Source organism: Leptospira kmetyi serovar Malaysia str. Bejo-Iso9 (assembly GCF_000243735.2).
Classification (GTDB): Bacteria; Spirochaetota; Leptospiria; order Leptospirales; family Leptospiraceae; genus Leptospira; species Leptospira kmetyi.
On sequence record NZ_AHMP02000003.1, the window covers coordinates 2899124 to 2915751 of the forward strand.

The 16628-nt window shown below is 42.9% G+C and carries 14 protein-coding genes and 1 pseudogene; 9 read left to right on the top strand and 6 right to left on the bottom strand.

Translation table 11 applies throughout. The features are described from left to right. Positions 1-2 precede the first annotated feature (2 nt). Genes cysN through LEP1GSC052_RS15985 form a run of 3 tightly spaced genes read right to left on the bottom strand, consistent with a single transcriptional unit; the run spans position 3 to position 2904 of the window. Positions 3-1253 carry a sulfate adenylyltransferase subunit CysN gene (gene cysN, locus LEP1GSC052_RS15975; protein ID WP_010573248.1) on the bottom strand — a complete coding sequence of 417 codons (1251 nt, stop codon included), beginning with the start codon at positions 1251-1253 and terminating at the stop codon, positions 3-5. Next, positions 1253-2158 carry a sulfate adenylyltransferase subunit CysD gene (cysD, locus tag LEP1GSC052_RS15980; protein WP_010573247.1) on the bottom strand — a complete coding sequence of 302 codons (906 nt, stop codon included), beginning with the start codon at positions 2156-2158 and terminating at the stop codon, positions 1253-1255. The genes cysN and cysD overlap by 1 nt, the downstream gene beginning before the upstream one ends. A gap of 8 nt (positions 2159-2166) precedes the next feature. Next, positions 2167-2904 carry a phosphoadenylyl-sulfate reductase gene (locus tag LEP1GSC052_RS15985; protein WP_020986190.1) on the bottom strand — a complete coding sequence of 246 codons (738 nt, stop codon included), beginning with the start codon at positions 2902-2904 and terminating at the stop codon, positions 2167-2169. A gap of 421 nt (positions 2905-3325) precedes the next feature. Here LEP1GSC052_RS15985 and LEP1GSC052_RS15990 point away from each other — a divergent pair. Further along, positions 3326-4237, top strand: a pseudogene (locus LEP1GSC052_RS15990) (CPBP family intramembrane glutamic endopeptidase). Positions 4238-4252: 15 nt separating this feature from the next. On the opposite strand, the gene LEP1GSC052_RS15995 reads toward LEP1GSC052_RS15990, so the two are convergent. Further along, complete coding sequence (locus LEP1GSC052_RS15995) at positions 4253-6157, bottom strand: hypothetical protein (protein WP_020986185.1); 1905 nt, start codon at positions 6155-6157, stop codon at positions 4253-4255. On the opposite strand from LEP1GSC052_RS15995, the gene LEP1GSC052_RS16000 reads away from it, so the two are divergent. The 7 genes from LEP1GSC052_RS16000 (at position 6156) to LEP1GSC052_RS16030 (ending at position 13880) form a co-directional block, all read left to right on the top strand. Continuing rightward, positions 6156-7274, top strand: a complete 1119-nt coding sequence (locus LEP1GSC052_RS16000; RefSeq protein WP_040913083.1) for a lipocalin-like domain-containing protein — start codon at positions 6156-6158, stop codon at positions 7272-7274. The two genes, LEP1GSC052_RS15995 and LEP1GSC052_RS16000, sit on opposite strands and share 2 nt — an antisense overlap. 111 nt (positions 7275-7385) lie before the next feature. Further along, entirely contained in the window at positions 7386-8396 is a 1011-nt protein-coding gene (locus LEP1GSC052_RS16005; RefSeq protein WP_010573244.1) for an ABC transporter permease subunit, read from the top strand. Further along, on the top strand, positions 8393-9436 hold the full coding sequence (locus LEP1GSC052_RS16010) for an ABC transporter permease (protein ID WP_010573243.1): 1044 nt from the start codon (positions 8393-8395) through the stop codon (positions 9434-9436). Before LEP1GSC052_RS16005 ends, LEP1GSC052_RS16010 begins: the two co-directional genes overlap by 4 nt. Then, on the top strand, positions 9433-10425 hold the full coding sequence (locus tag LEP1GSC052_RS16015; protein WP_010573242.1) for an ABC transporter ATP-binding protein: 993 nt from the start codon (positions 9433-9435) through the stop codon (positions 10423-10425). The genes LEP1GSC052_RS16010 and LEP1GSC052_RS16015 overlap by 4 nt, the downstream gene beginning before the upstream one ends. Positions 10426-10431: 6 nt before the next feature. Continuing rightward, complete coding sequence (locus LEP1GSC052_RS16020; protein ID WP_010573241.1) at positions 10432-11388, top strand: ABC transporter ATP-binding protein; 957 nt, start codon at positions 10432-10434, stop codon at positions 11386-11388. A gap of 2 nt (positions 11389-11390) precedes the next feature. Next, positions 11391-13439: an AsmA family protein gene (locus LEP1GSC052_RS16025; protein WP_010573240.1), complete on the top strand. Its 2049-nt coding sequence runs from the start codon at positions 11391-11393 to the stop codon at positions 13437-13439. An 18-nt stretch (positions 13440-13457) separates the two neighbouring features. Then, complete coding sequence (locus LEP1GSC052_RS16030; protein ID WP_010573239.1) at positions 13458-13880, top strand: LIC_13387 family protein; 423 nt, start codon at positions 13458-13460, stop codon at positions 13878-13880. A 218-nt stretch (positions 13881-14098) separates the two neighbouring features. Here LEP1GSC052_RS16030 and LEP1GSC052_RS16035 read toward each other — a convergent pair whose 3' ends face one another. Together LEP1GSC052_RS16035 and LEP1GSC052_RS16040 are read right to left on the bottom strand one after the other, a co-directional pair. Continuing rightward, on the bottom strand, positions 14099-15937 hold the full coding sequence (locus LEP1GSC052_RS16035) for a MutS family DNA mismatch repair protein (protein ID WP_010573238.1): 1839 nt from the start codon (positions 15935-15937) through the stop codon (positions 14099-14101). Next, positions 15934-16170: a hypothetical protein gene (locus tag LEP1GSC052_RS16040; RefSeq protein ID WP_010573237.1), complete on the bottom strand. Its 237-nt coding sequence runs from the start codon at positions 16168-16170 to the stop codon at positions 15934-15936. Before LEP1GSC052_RS16040 ends, LEP1GSC052_RS16035 begins: the two co-directional genes overlap by 4 nt. A 177-nt stretch (positions 16171-16347) precedes the next feature. Between LEP1GSC052_RS16040 and LEP1GSC052_RS16045 the strand changes: the two genes are divergently transcribed. Then, positions 16348-16554 (top strand): hypothetical protein, encoded by a 207-nt coding sequence (locus LEP1GSC052_RS16045; protein ID WP_040913085.1) that lies wholly within the window; start codon positions 16348-16350, stop codon positions 16552-16554. Positions 16555-16628: the final 74 nt, after the last annotated feature.

Sequence of the window (16628 nt, forward strand, 5' to 3'; positions counted from 1 at the left end):
GATTAGGCTCCGACTCCGGTGATCATTCCCGCGCCGACCGTGGAATTGGTTCCTTCGTCGACTAGGATAAAACTTCCGGTGGAACGATTGATTCTATATTCGTCGAAACTTACGGGTTTCGCGGTTCGGATTTTGATCTTTCCGATTTCGTTTAACGTAAGACCTTTGGAAGCGTCCTGTTTTTCGTGCGTATCGGGTGCAACCTTGAATTCGATTTCTTTTACGATCGCCTTTACCGAGTTCGTGGTTTGGCGAAGAAGATATTTATTTCCGGATAACAAGGATTTGGAATCCATCCAACAGATGTTCGCTTCCAAGTCTTGGGAAACGACCGGAAGATTATCGGACTTCACGATCATATCGCCGCGGGATATGTCGATCTCGTCCTTCAGACGGATCGTAACCGACATCGGAGGAAACGCTTCTTCCACTTCGCCTTCGAACGTATCGATGGCTTCGATGGAACTCGTAAATCCGCTCGGAAGAACGGTGATCGAATCGCCCTTTCGAAAAACTCCGCTGCGGACCTGACCCGCGTAACCTCTGTAATCGTGATGTTCGTCCGAAAGAGGACGAATCACGTATTGAACCGGAAAACGAGCGTCTTCTATGTTCTCGTCGCTTTCGATATAAACTTCTTCGAGATGATTTAAAAGCGTTCGCCCGTCATACCAGGAAAGGTTTTCGGATTTATCGACTACGTTGTCTCCGTTGAGCGCGCTGATCGGAATAAATTCAATATCCTTAATGTCCAATCGGGAAGCGAAGTTCAAATATTCGGCTTTGATTTCTTCGTAACGAGATTGGGAGAATTCCACCAAATCCATCTTATTGATACAAACCACAAGATGGGGAATTCTTAACATCGATGCGATATAAGAATGACGATACGTTTGTTCGATCACGCCCTTACGAGCGTCGATCAGAATGATCGCCAAATTGGAGTTAGATGCTCCCGTAACCATGTTCCGTGTGTATTGAACGTGCCCCGGAGCGTCGGCGATGATGAACTTTCTTTTCGGTGTGGAAAAATACTTATAAGCGACGTCGATCGTGATTCCTTGTTCTCTTTCGGCCTTAAGACCGTCGGTAAGAAGAGCCAAGTTGATCTGACCGTTGTTTCCGCGCGCGGTTTTTTCGATCGCTTCGAGTTGATCCTCGAAGATCGATTTGCTGTCGTAGAGAAGTCTTCCGATCAAAGTGGACTTTCCGTCGTCCACGCTTCCCGCAGTGATAAAACGTAATAAATCCATCAGAAATATCCTCCTCTTTTTCTGTCTTCCATCGCGGCTTCGGAACGTTTGTCGTCGAGTCTGGAACCTCTTTCGGTCGTCCGAGTCGTTTGGATCTCGAGGATGATATCGTCTATATTGTCCGCTTGAGAATCGACGGCCGCGGTACAAGTCATATCGCCCACCGTGCGGAAACGAACGATCTTGTCTTCCACTCGATCGTTCGAGTCGATCGTGATGAATTTCGAAACCGGAAAGAGAAGATTCTCGCGATAGATCACTTCTCTTTTATGAGAAAAATATAAGGAAGGAAGCGCGATATTTTCTTTGCGAATGTATTCCCAAACGTCCAACTCGGTCCAATTGGAAATCGGAAAAACGCGGACATTCTCCCCCGGACTGATTTTACCGTTATAGATATTCCAAAGTTCGGGTCTTTGCAGTTTCGGATCCCATTGACCGAACTCGTCGCGAACGGAAAAAACTCGTTCTTTCGCTCTGGCTTTTTCCTCGTCGCGGCGCGCTCCGCCGATACAAGCGTCGAATTTAAACTCTGCGATCGTATCCAAAAGAGTCACGGTTTGAATTCCGTTTCTGCTCGGGAACTTTCCTTTTTCTTCCACCGCTTTGCCTTGATCGATGGAATCTTGAACGTAACGAACGATCAACTTCTCGCCGATTTTGGAAGCGAGTTCGTCCCTGAAATCAAGAGCTTCTTGAAAGTTATGACCCGTGTCGATGTGAACCAAAGGAAACGGAAATTTCCCGGGACGAAACGCTTTCAACGCAAGATGTACGAGCGTGATGGAATCTTTCCCGCCCGAAAAAAGAAGAGCGGGTCTTTCAAACTGAGAAGCCGTTTCGCGAAGAATGTAAATCGATTCCGCTTCCAGTTGTTCGAGATGTGTAAGTCTAGATCTATTCATAGTTGAATTCATATTGCTCTTTTAGGACCGGCTTTCTGACGGACTAACTTGCCGTCCACGACGTGAAGTCCGCATTCTTGATTGGATTCTTCCCACCACCATCTTCCGGCGCGAATGTCTTCGCCGGGTTGAATTGCTCTTGTGCAAGGAGCGCATCCGATGGAAGGAAATCCCTTTTTATGAAGCACGTTCGTCGGAATCCGATACGTATCGATGTAGTCCTGAGTTTTTTCCAAGGACCAATCCAAGATCGGATGATATTTTAAAATGTTTCGGGAAGAATCGAGTTCTACTTTTGTTAGTGAATGTCTCGAATCCGATTGTTCCGACCGGATTCCGGTGATCCAAAGTTTTGTTCCGACCAGGGCGCGGTTCAAAGGTTCGACCTTACGAATAAAACAACATTCTTTTCTGTTCTCTACGGAATCGTAAAAGCTGTCGGGACCTTTTGTGTTGATGAGATTTTGAATCGCGGTCGTTTCCGGGAAATACGTTTCGATTTTTTTACCGTAACTTGCGTTGGTAAGTTTATGAAGGTCGTAAGTCTCGTTAAAAAGACGACCCGTATCCAAAGTAAAAACTCTGATTTTAAGGTTTCGGGAGAATATAACGTGAGTAATCACTTGGTCTTCCAGACCCAAGCTCGTGGAGAAAGCCGCAGTTTCCCCGTACTCGTTGCTGATCCATTCTAAAGCGTCTTCCAGGCTAAAAGGCGCAAGTTTTTGTTCCAACTCTTGCGGGTTCATGTTCGTGATAATCTAAGTCTTGAATTGGAGGCTCACGCATCCAGCTTGATTTTATTATTTATCCAAGAAATAGTCCAGATTTAAGAAAAAGTGGAGCTATTTATTTGCCAAATTTTTATATATTGGATTTTTTGTAAACTATATTTGATATAGAGTCTTGTCAGACGGCATTTTCTCAGTCTTACTGGAAATTTGGGGAATTCTTTTTGAATTTTTTGAAATTGTAGGAACTACAACGAAATCGAACGAGCTCGCACGGAAGCGCCGGTTAAGAATCCGCTCTTTTCCGGAATTTGTGGGAACTCTTACAAACCTCTTCTTATGTCCTCAAAAATGTAGGATCTCATACAAAATCCCGAAAAAACATTCGAGCCGGAAAGAATTGCAACATTTCAGCAATCGTCGCCCAATCGGATTTCCGATGGAAATCATCCAAGTCCTCAAAGGATTTTTTAGAAAGAATCCGAAAATCTACATTCTCCTTTTCGGATATTACGGAAGTCTTTTTCTGATCCTCTTTTTAAACGAAGAATTCGGATTCCCACTCCTCACGTCCAAGACGTTTTCGATCAAAGCGATTTCATCCTGCATGTTGTATGGATTTCCGATGTTGCTATTCTACATTCAACTTTCCGAAAGAAGAAAGAATCGATCCAAAAAACAAAAACTGATCGGCTTTCTTTTCGTTTTTTGGATTTGTATGATCGTATTGCATCTCCAAAAACTTCCGATCGAAAATCTTCTCATCCATCTTCCAAAAGAATGGATCTTTTGGACCTGGAGAGTTTCTCAACAACTGATTCACGCGCTTCCTTTATTCGTATTACCGTCGTTATACGATCTTTATCGAAACAAAACGAAACCGATTCCGCTTGAAACGAGAAAGAATCCTTCCTATGTTCCGATTCTCATTTTAGGTTTATTAATCGCGGGGCTCGGTTCTATGGTTCCGGGCTTTAAAGAATTCTATCCAAGAGCTCCGCTCACAAACGAACACTTGATCTATAAGGCGACCTGGTACACAACTCTCGGATTTGAAATCTTCTACTTAAGTACATTCTACTTTACAGAATTCTTTTTTAGAAAGTTTACGATTCGATATTTGGGAGAAGTCGGAAAGTATCACGCGGTCGGCATGAGTGCGTAGATTTACGGAATGGTTCATTTTGAAAAACCGAGAGGAGAAATTCTCAGTTCTTTTTTCGGCGGCTTGCTCATGGGAGCGTTGAGCGTAAGAACTCATTCCATCAAAGGCGGACTTTACGCGCATATCGCGCTCGCGGCGGGCATGGAATTTTTTGCGGGAATTTATCTTTGGAAACAACTGTTGTGAGCTGAATCGTCGAAATCATCGACTGAACTTCACGATACAAGCGCCTCGAATCGGAAAAGAAATTGCGTTCTTGGAAAACTTGGATTCTTTTTCCGAAGAATTTTTATAAGATCCGCCTTCGATTTCTTCACAAGTTTTCGCGACTAAAAACCAATCCGGTTTTATTTCCGAAGACGAAGTAGTCTGAAAAAAATCCGATTTCAAAAAGTCCAGTTCTTCCTTTTTTCTTTTTTCCCGAACTTCCCGACGGTTTTCAAATCCCGCGCGATAAAAAGAAAGGGTCACATCGGGCCGATTGTGATGTTCCAAAGGAAGCTGATTCCATAAAACAGAAGGACGATCCACGGATTTTTTAAATACTTCTTCGGCGTCGTCCGCCGTAAAAAACAAACCTCGATCCACTCCCGAAAAACAAAGATTCGTTCTTTCCCAAAGGGAATGGTTCTTCCAGGTCCAATGACCCAAAGTAAATATTAAAAATATAGAATATACTAAAACTGAAAAAATCCGATTTCTTTCGGAAAAGAATTCTTCGTAACAAAACAAAGCGATCGCGATCGATAAAGCCGGATACAAATGATAGATATGTCTCGGTTGATGGTTCGGGGTCATCAAGGTCAAACCGACGATCGAAATCAAAACGGATAAGAATATAAAAAAGGAAGCGGCCACCTTCTTCGTTTTTTGATACCGAAAACTTCCGAGCAAAATCCCCAGGACCAAACCGAATCCAAGAATCCAACCGCCGAACGGCGCGTAAGAAGAATTCTCCACAATCTCATAAAAATACGTAAGACTAAAAATCGAATCGTCGCCTTGACCGGGCAACAAACCCGCTCCTTGTGCGTGTTGGATCGTGCTACTCGAACTTGAAAAACGATCGGGATGTAACAACACCCAAGAACCGATGGGAAGAATCACATACGTCCAAAAATTTTTCCACACGAAAAAGTTTCCGTCCGAAGAAAGAGCTTCCCTCAAAGAATTTTCGTTGTCGTTTTTCCCGAGTTTCGATGCGTAAAAAATTTTCCAAAAGGCAACGCTGATGCTGATCCAAAAGACGAGCGCTCCCGCATATCTTAAAAACGCTTTGGATTTACCGGGTAACGTTTCTTTGGAAAGAACAAACGAAAGAAGGACGAAAAAGATCGAAATCAAAATCGGAACGGAGGCAAAAGAGCGGGCGCCTCGAAACAACCCGTACGAATTCAAAATTTTGAATATTATAGTTTTTGTTTCCTCGAAACGGAAAACGAACAAAAACAAACATCCGAAAAAAATAAAAATATAACCGTACGGATATTTCGTGTGAAACAAAAGATTCGCGCTGATACACAAAAACCAAGGCGAGTAAGAATTCTTCCTTTCGTCAGAACTACGTTGTAATTCCCAAAACGAAAGAACCGCAGGAAGATAAAAAAGTCCGCCTTGGATTTCCAACATTCCCGAAAAGGAATAGTGCATAAAACCCGGGTTTTGCAACAAACCGGCCCAGATCAAAGGAAACAAAAGCGAAACGCCGATCCAATCTTTCGATTCGTTAAACCGAAATAAAATCCAAGGAACGATTAAAAACAAAACGATCAATTCAACGAACGTAAAAAGAGAAACGGGCGTTCCTCCCGCGCCGAACATCAAAACCGCGATCGCCTCCGGAAAATTTCTCAGCACGGGCCAAGTCGGAGAATCGAAAGTCAAACGTAGAACCGTGATCGGATCGAAGGATCGAAACGCTTCCGCGAGACGGATCGAGGTGATCAATCTCGCGTCGGGGTCCCAGGTTAAAAAATTTTGATTGGGACAAAAGGATACAAATTTCGAATAAAGTTTTTGGAAATAGATTCCTAAAATAACGAACTGCGGTAAAAAAAGTCCCAGAGAAATTAAAAGGGAAGAGCGGGTGTTATCAAAAAATCGCATGATCTCTCAGATGAATCATTACAACTTCTTTCGACTCACGGTCAATCTTCTAATCGGAATCCGTTTTTTATTCCCGCTTTTTTTCGCATTCTCTTTGCACGCGGACGAAAGACCTTTCACATTTCCGAAGGACCATTCTTTTCATCCGGAACACAAAGTGGAATGGTGTTACTTCGTGGGAATCATACAATCTTCCGATGGAAAAAAATACGGATACGAACTGAGTTTCTTTAAGGGAATTTTCGGAAAAAACAGGGAAGCGTTTCCGGTTCATTTTGCGATCTCGGATTTGGAAACGAAAAAACACGCCACAGCTCAGACCGTAGAACGTAAGTTAGGCGGAATGGCGGGTTACGATTCCAAAAAAATCTTCAGCGGCGATTTCGTTCTGCACATAGAAGGCAAAACCAAATTTCATCTTGTGGCAAAGCCGAAACATTCTCCCGAACTTTCCTTGGATTTATTTTTAAACGGAAAAGAATCGAACCTACTCTTGCACGGAGATCGAGGTAGATCGATCAAAAGCAGAAAGAATCCGGATTTCTATTCTTATTATTACAGCGTCCCCGGACTTTCCACAAAGGGTGAAATCGTTTTAAACGGAAAAAAAATCAAGATCGAAAACGGAAGTTCTTGGATGGATCACGAATGGAGCAGCCCCTTCGGTTCCACGCGACAAGCCGAACTTTCGGACGGTTCTAATTCTTGGGATTGGATCTGCATTCAACTCGAAGACGGAAGCGAAATCATGGCGTTTAATTTTCGGGAATCACCTGAATCAACGTCCGAAAGTTTCGGAACACTTCGTTTAGCAACGGGCCGAAAAATCATCTTTGAGAAAGAAGGAGAAGTGAATTTCATTCACGATTCTTCCTTTTGGAAAAGCGAAAGGACGAATAAAAAATATCCACTCGTTTGGAATCTGGACTTCAAATCATCGGAGAAAGAATCCGAACTTCAACTTATCATCGAACCGTTTTTTGAAGACCAAGAATTCGATTCCAGAGCGACGACCGGATTCAGTTATTGGGAAGGGGCCGTAAAAGTTCGGGGAACACGCGCCGGAAAAACGGTTCAAGGAACGGGATATTTAGAACTGAAGGGAAATCGAAATTAAATTTTAAGAACGATTCGATTCAATTCTCTTAACAATTAAGATTCTTTTTTGAAAAAGACTTTGTCTTAGGATTCGTTTCCTTGAAACTGTTTTCCGAGAACTCTGAACGAGATGAAAAAATATTTCCTAAAACGATTTCTTCTCATCATACCCACGCTGTTGGGCATGACGTTCATAGTTTTTTTAATTTCTCACTTCGCGCCGGGCGGTCCGCTGGAAACGGAAATCGCAAAAATTCGAGGTTACGCAAATTCGCAGGGCGGAAGCGCGAAAACGATTTCGGAAGAGGAAATCGACCTCATCAAAAAAAGATTACACTTGGACAAGCCGGTAGGAATCGCATATCTTTATTGGCTTAAAGAAATTCTCACCTTCAACTTGGGAGAATCCAGACTTCACACAAGAGAAGTATCCGATCTGATTCTGGAAAAACTTCCGGTATCATTGACCTTCGGACTTTCCGGATTTTTACTTTCTTATCTCATCTGTATTCCGCTCGGAATTTCAAAGGCTTTAAAAAACGGAGAACGGTTCGACATCGCTTCGAGCGGAATCATCTTGATCACGTATTCGATTCCGGTATTCGCACTTTCCGTTTTACTTCTTTATACGTTCGCTTCGGGAGAATTGCTTTCGATCTTTCCGTTGGGCCACGAAGTTTCGGACGAATACGAATCCTTGTCTTCTTGGGAAAAAGTAGTCGATCGAATCGAACATATGTTTCTTCCCGTGATCTGTTACGTTTCCGGTTCCTTTGCCGTTCTTACCTTGTTGATGAAAAATTCTCTCTTGGATCAGATCTCGAAAGAATACGTTCGCACCGCGCTTTCGAAAGGATTCAGTTTTAAGGAAGCGATCTTCAAACATGCGTTTCGAAATTCTTTGATTCCGATCGCGACCGGGTTCGGCAGCAATTTAAGTTTGATCTTTGCGGGTTCGCTCGTGATCGAACTCGTATTCAACATCGACGGAATGGGGCTCTTGAGTTTTCAAGCCGTGACCGAAAGAGATACGGATTTGATGATGGGACTTTTACTCGTACAAAGTCTTTTGTCCTTAACCGGAAATATTCTCTCCGATTTTTGTTACGTTCTCATCGATCCGAGGATTCAGTTCGAATGATTCTCAGTCCGATTTTTGTAAAACGGTTTCAAAAGTTCAAAGCCAACAAAAGGGCTTGGTACTCGTTAATCATATTATTGATTTCTTATTCGATTTCACTTTTCGCTCCTTTGATCGCCACCAACCAACCTTTGATCGTAAGTTATCAAGACAAATGGCGGTTTCCCATTTTTTCGTTTTATCCCGAATCCGAGTTCGGAGGGGAGAATTTAACTCCGCCGAATTACAAAAAATTAGCGCAAAGAGAAGACTTCGTTTCCGGTTCCAACTGGATGCTTTTCGCTCCCGTTCCGTACGGATACAACGAGGATAATCTCGAAAGTTTGGAAGAAGGCGAAACGCCTCCTTCTTCTCCCAATCGCAAACACTGGCTCGGAACCGACGATCGGGGTCGCGACGTTTTCACGAGAGTTTTTTACGCGTATCGAAACGCTCTCAGCTTCGGGCTTATATTAGTATTTCTTGAATTAGCTATGGGAACCTTGATCGGAGGAGTTCAGGGTTATTTCGGAGGAAAGACGGATATTCTCATGCAGAGAATCATAGAAATTCTTTCCGCGATTCCGTTTTTATATTTGATCCTGATCGTGGGCGCGTTTTTCGGAAGAGGATTTACGGTTCTTTTGATCACGTACGGCGCTTTGAGTTGGATCGGAATTTCGTATTATATGCGCGGAGAATTCTACAAACTCAAACAACTTACTTACGTCGATTCCGCGAAGGCCTTGGGAGTCAGTTCGTTTCGAATCATGCTTCGTCATATTCTTCCCAACGCGATCACACCGCTCGTTACATTCTTACCTTTTACTTTGATCGGATCGATTTCGATTTTAAGCGCGTTGGACTTTCTCGGTTACGGAATTCCCGCGCCGAATCCTTCTTGGGGAGAAATGATCGGACAAGGAAGAGAACGTCTCAGCGCGTGGTGGTTGATCACGTTTCCTTCGAGCGCTTTGTTTCTTACGATCTTGTTGACTTCGTTTATCGGAGAAGGTCTGCGCGATTCTTTCGATTCCAGAGAAAAGGCGGTGTATGAATGAACGCGCCTCTTCTTCAGGTTAAGAATTTTTCGTTGGATCTTCATTCCGAAAGTAAATGGCTTCCAGTTTTGCAGAACTTAAACTTCGAAATCAGAAAGGGTGAAATTCTTTCTTTGATCGGAGAATCGGGATGCGGCAAATCCCTTACTTCTCTCGCGTTGACGCGATTGATTCCATCGAATATATCCAAAGTAAAGTCCGGAGAAATCTTATATCAAGGAAAGGATCTTCTAAAACTTTCTTCGGAAGAATTGAGAAAGGTCCGAGGAAAAGAAATCGCTTATATCTTTCAGGAACCGTTCGCGGCTCTCAATCCGTTGCTGAAAATCCAGGAACAAATGATCGAAGCGTATCTGATGCACGTTTCTCAAAACCGTAAGGAGGCGATCGAAAAGGCGGAGTTTCTTCTTTCCTCGGTCGGCATCACGGATATTAAAGAAAGATTATATTCTTATCCGAATCAGATGAGCGGAGGAATTCTGCAAAGAATCAGCATCGCGATGGCTCTGATGTGCGATCCGAGTCTTCTGATTGCCGACGAACCTACGAGCGCGATCGACGTGACGATTCAAGCGCAGTTGGTCGAACTTCTTTTGAATCTGCAAAAACAAAACGGGATGTCCATTCTTTTTATATCGCACGACTTCGGTTTAGTGGGAACGATCGCGGATCGAATCGCGGTGATGTACGCCGGAAGAATCGCCGAACTCGGAGATACGGATTCGGTGATCGATTCGCCGAATCATCCTTATACGGTAGATTTGCTTCGATCCATTCCTTCTCTTGCGAAAACCGTCGAGGATTTACAACCGATTCACGGAATCGTACCTTCGCCCGATCAATATCCGATCGGATGTCATTATTCTACTCGTTGCAAATCCGTATTCAATTCTTGCAAAGAAAGTAAACCGGAACTGTTTACTATAAAGTCCGAAGGAGAACCGCATCTTTCGGCGTGTTTCCTCGCAAAAAATCGGGAATCAATTTAATACGACATGATCCGCATTCAAGATTTAACAATCAGTTATTATACGAAATCCGGATTCGGATTTAAAAAAAATCGGATCGCCGCAGTGGACGGAATCAATCTTGAAATCGGAAGCAACGAGATTCTCGGTTTAGTGGGAGAATCCGGTTGCGGCAAATCCACGTTGGGAAGAGGTCTCGTAAAACTATTAAAACCGGAATCGGGATCGATTCACTTTGAAGACCGCGAAATCACATCCCTTTCCTCCTCGGAATTTTTTCCGTTTAGAAAGAATCTTCAGATCATCTTTCAAGATCCGTATTCTTCCCTAAACCCGAGAATGACGATCGCGGAAATTCTGATGGAAGGTTTGGAAATTCACGAAAAACTTTCCATCGAAGAAGCGGAAAAAAAGATCAAAGAAATCTTGGAACGAGTGAATTTATCCGCGGATATTCTTACGCGATTTCCGCACGAATTTTCCGGAGGACAAAGACAAAGAATCGCGATCGCGCGGGCCTTGATTTTAAAACCTAAGTTCGTCATCTGCGACGAATCGGTTTCGGCTCTCGACGTTTCCACGGGAACTCAAGTTTTAAAACTTTTGGTCGAATTAAAAAACGAATTCGGTCTTTCATATTTGTTTATCTCGCACGATCTCGGTGTGGTAAAATCTATCTCGGATAGGATCGCCGTTATGTATTTGGGTAAAATCGTCGAACTCGGCGCTACTAAAGAAATTATTTCCAAACCGGCCCACCCGTATACGAGAGCCCTTTTTCAATCCACGTTCGACGTCTACGACAGAAAAAAGGTAAGAATCCCGCTCAAAGGAGAAATCCCGAGCGTAGTAAACAAACCTTCCGGTTGTCATTTCCATACCCGATGCCCGATCGCGCAGGATCTCTGCAAATCCGAGGTTCCGGTTTGGAAAGAAGTCGGAGCCGGCCAAAAGGTACTCTGTCATTTTCCGTTGGATCGGTAAAAATGAAATCCCTGAAAAGCATTCAAGAATTCTTATATAGCAACCGCATCAAGTTTCTTGCGATCCTTTTGTTTCAGGTTCTCGCGCTCGCTCTTTTTACTTTGCTTCCGATTCTTTCCCGTCAGGATTTTTATAAGGACTTCATTCTTACCGAAATCGAAAAGGAAACCGGTCTTGAGGTTCAGGTGGAATCTTCGGATCTCATTCTCTTTCCGTTTCCCGGAATCGAACTCAACCGGGTTCAAGTTCAAAAGGGAGATTTGATCGTAGGAATCAGCGATCAGATTAAGATCGATATTTCCTGGTTCGGTTTGCTTGGACAAAAAGTGGAGATCCGCGATATTTATATCTCGGGCGGAAAAATCAATCTTCACAAACATAAAGATGGTTCGATCGACGTAATCGAATTTCTTCAAAAGGGAAAGGAAAACGAAGAAGAACATAAATCGCAAACGATCCGTATTTTCGATCCCGATTCTCCGTCGAACGGCGCTTCTCTCAACCCGAAAGAAATTCTAAAGATAGGATTGAAGAACGTTCAAGTGGAGAATTTTTACGTTCACTATCAAGACGACGTCCACGATCGCACGTACGGAATTTATCTTTGGAATTCTTCGCTCGGTATTTCTTTTTACGGAAATACTTTGGATCTGACCTTACAAGGAAAACTCGACGGTCAAAGTTTTCAGATTTACGGCAACGCGGGTTTGGATGAATTCCCCACCACTCTTGAAAAACTGCAATTTCAACTTACGGTCATCTTTGATAACTGTTCTCTTTCGATTTTTAGAGATCTTCTGTTTATATTTCCGAACGCGGATTTCTCCAAAACGATCTTTAACGGAACGGTTAAGATCACCAAAGCGGTCAACAGCACGATTAATTTTAACGTGATCGCACAAGCGAAGAACTTCGCGTACAAAGGCGGGACCCCGTTCGGCGATCTCAAGATCAGTATGGAAATGAGATTGGACATTCCGAGTAAAAAACTGGAGTTTCCGTACATCACCGCGATTTGGCCCGGAGTCGCGGAAGGAAGCGCAAAGGGAACGGTTCTTTGGAATTACAAAACGAACGCGTCCTTTCAAGTCACTTCCAATTATCTGGATTATCACAGCGTTCTTCGACTCGGGAGACTTTTCGAGTTCACGAAGAAGTTCGACGATCCCACTCGACCCGACGGAGTTTTTTATTTCAGCGCGGATCTTAAAAACGTGTACGCTTTAAAACACAGATTTCCCGTTTTAAAAGCGGAAGTAAAATACACTTATCCTTGGATTCATATTCCTAGTTTCCACGCTTATATTTACAACGGAGAAATATTAGGAAAATCTAAAATTAATCCGTTTAAACCGCGTTTCGAAGTTCAAGGAGAAGCGTATAGAATCCAATCGGATCGGATTCTTATGCCGTACGTAACTGAACAGATCATCAACGGAAATATGTTCAGCAAGTTCAACTTCGTTACTGAAGTTTCCGAACGATCCACGGATTTTGTCGCGGATTTTTTTAGAAACATGGAAGGCTCGGGTAATCTTCAAATTCTCAACGGAGAATTGCTCGGTTACGCGAACTTTATGATTCCGGTTTTGAACACGCTTGGAAAGATTCTTTCCTTAAACGGAATCGATGGAAGAAAGGTGGAATTCTCCTCCTTAAAATCGGATTTTAAAATCGAAAACAATCGTTTCTACTTTCAAAACCTCAAAGTACAAGGCAACGGATTGGAAGCGGACGGAAAAGGAAGTATCAGTTTTGAAAAGAATGTGGACGTTCTTTTAAACTTAAGATTGGGCGGTAACATCGTAGGTCGCGCATTGAAAATTCCGATCATCTATAAAGGAGTTTTTAAACAATCGATTCCTTATATAGATCCGATCTGGCTCGGTTCCGTTTTTGCGGGAAGTACCATTCTCGCGCCGTTCTTTACTCCGGTGGGGGGACCGTACGGAGGGGGAATCGCGGGCTCGGTCGTTTCCGAATACGTTCGAGACGCTTGGGAAGGTTTCAAAGGATTGTTTTCATCCAAAGAAGAGAACAAAAAGAAATAATAAGATTTAGGAGAACGTATGAAAGCAAGGTTATTGATTCGAATCGCATCGGCGTTGATGCTCGTATTCGTTGCGGGACATTCCACCGGACACTTTACAAGATACAATACCGTCGACGCTCGGGCTTTGAGTACGATCTCCGCGATGCAACAAACGAAAATTCCTATGGAAGGAGTCGACCGTTCTTACGATCAGTTTTATACGGGAATGAGCCTGAATCTGAGCATCGTTTTGATTTCTTTAGTTGTTCTTCTTTGGTTCTTAGCGGATCTTTCCGAATCAAATCCGCGAGCCGCTTTGAAACTTTTGATTCCGGTTTTCTTTTGTATTGCCTGTTTTGCGGTTACGGGTTTTATTTATTTTTTCATCGCACCGGCCGCGATTTCCACGTTAGGCGCTCTTTGTCTTTTAATAGGAATTTTTCTTTTACGAAAAGATTAGATTGAGGTGGGACTTGTCGGATCTACGACAAATTTCCGTGAACTGATTTCGGCCCCACCCGCATTTGGGCGGTGGGGAGCGGTGGCGGGAAAAATTTCAAAATTCTCACATATCAGAAGAATCGAATATTCTCAACAAAAAAGTTTCGTTGTCGTACCTCCGACAGCGCCTCTAAAAAGTTCTTGAAAACCCCAAACACGGCTCCGCAAACCCTAACCTCAACTAAAATCCAAATCCATTCCTTCTTGGATTAGAATTCTCAAAGCGTTGCTCGTTTCCACCAAACCTTCGCGGATTTTATAATCGAAGTGCATGGTTCCGTTTAAAACTTCCTCTTGAAAGTGTTTTAAAATCACTCCTGGAACTTTTGCGAGTTCGAGATCGTGACTCGTCACCAAGCCGATCGCACGATTCTTCTTGAGCTCTTTTAAGATTCCTTTGCACGCAAGGGAACGTTCCCGTGTGTTTGTTCCCTTTAAAATTTCATCGAGCAAAACGAGATGAGGCAAATTCGGATTTTTGATTTTTTGAACGATCTCCGAAAGTCTTCTTACTTCCGCATAAAAAAAGGAAATCCCCTCTTCCAAGTTGTCTTCGTTTCTCATACTTGTATGAACTTTTAAAACCGGCAAAGAAAAACTCGACGCAGGCGCAAGACCTCCGGCCAAAGAAAGAATGGAAGCTACACCGATCGTTCTTAAATACGTAGTCTTACCGGACATATTCGAACCTGTGATTAATACGACATCACTTTCCTCGATCGGATCCAGAGGATTGGCGACTCTTGATTCCTTAGAAATCAAAGGGTGAAAAATATCTTTTCCCGAAACTCCGCTCTTGGAATTTTCGGGAAGAATTTCCGGAAAACAATATTCGGGAAACATCCATTTCAAATTTGCAAAAGAAAACAGAGAATCGAAAACCGTAAGATCCTCGATCGACTTTTCCAAAAGAACGGAATGTTTTTCCCTCCACTTGGAAATTCTTTGTAAGATCCAAAGATCGTAAAGAAACAGATTATTCAGGATCAGATGTAAAAGCGGGGCTTCCGTTAATGCGACACGTTTGAGAATCCGATCCAGATCCTGATAAGCGGAACTTAATTCTTCCTTGGAAGTGTCCTTTAAAAGAAATCCTCCGTCCCTTCCCTGAACGTTCAGTCCCTTTAAGTATATTAGAATTTTCTGAAGTCCGCCGATGCTACCAGAAAGAGAATAGTATTGCCGAAAAATCTCCAAAGAACTGGAACGATACAATCCGAAAAGAATCAGATTTAAGAATAAAACCGAAGCCGGAAAAGGAAGTCCCAAAAGAATATTCGCGGGAACAAACGCCAAAACGAGAATCGTAACCGGTCTGTAGATCTTTTTCAGCCAAGGGTAACGATCCCAGAGTTTGGAAGTATCGTCGTTCTGAATCAGCTTCATCTCCGTTTTCGTTTTTGAAACGGAAGAATCCCGGTTTTCGCCGATATACGAGGCAAGTCTTTGTATTTTAGGAATTGCTAATGTTTTTTCGGAAATCGAACGAACTACGGATTGACGGAAAAGAACATTCTCCCTTTTAAAATCCGAGGAAAAATCCTCGTCTTTCGGATCCAAAAGCGAAATCAATTTCTGTTCGGCGTTCGAAGTGAACGTCGCATCCAACCAAAGAAACAATCCGTTGTCCCGAAATAGATCCAAATCTCTCGCCAAAGGAGAAATCGTTTCCATAGAAACTCGTGTTCCGAATTTTTTTCCGAATCCTTTGATTGTGATTCTTGCGGATTCCCTTTCCAAGACAAAAAGCCAAAGCCGGATTCTTTCTCGTGTTAAAACCGTTCTTTTATAACGCCCGACGAAAAAGAAAAAAACCGAAAGAAGAATCAAAGAAGGAAGATAAGAAAGCGCCTGAGAACGCAGATAGTAAAAAACCGAAATCCAAAGGACAAAGGCCGAAAAGAAAATAAGGCGGAATAAGGAAAGTCTGGAAAGAAGAACGGAAATTCGATCGTGAAATCGTTTTAATTTCTCAGCTCTGTTTCGAAGCCGATCGATCCGAAGCGAGGAAGTCATCCTGTGAGGGAGTTTATATTTTCGTAGTGTTCGTTTTCTCGTTTATAAATCTCAAAATCCAACAAACGAACCAAGGATCCGAGATCAGGCATCACCCAACGCGAAACCAATTTTCCGCGTTCCTTACCTTTGATTTTATCCACGTACACGTAACCGAACAGATCCGTGCCGTACTCGTACGCGACGAATCTTCCCGTTCTTTTACCCGTGTTGTTGATGAGCCGGATCTGCATTTTTTTGCAATTTTACCGTTTTGGGAAAATTCGTACAAGAAAAAAAATACTCAAGGATTTTCCAATTTCTTCGATAGTAAGTTCAGGGAGTCAATTGCTTTCTCAAGGATGAGAATGGGGCAGGATTCCTAATAAATAGATCTCGAACCAAACCAGAAAGTCGCATGGAGGCGCAAAATGTTTTACCCAGAAATGGATCCAGACTTGAAAAGTTCCTTTCTTTCGATCGACAAAACCGTCGCAAACCTCGTAAACAACACGATTCTTCCTCAATCAGGCCTAAAAGCGGGCAACCTTCTCAACGCCGAACAAATGAAAAAACTAAAAGAAATCCGCAAACGCAGATTTAGATCGAGCGAATGGAAGAATTTTCTGAAAGACTAAACGTCTTCTTCCCATCGTAAAAAACCTTTGAGGATTTTTTTGAATTCTTACTTTCAAAAGAATTCTTAGAAATA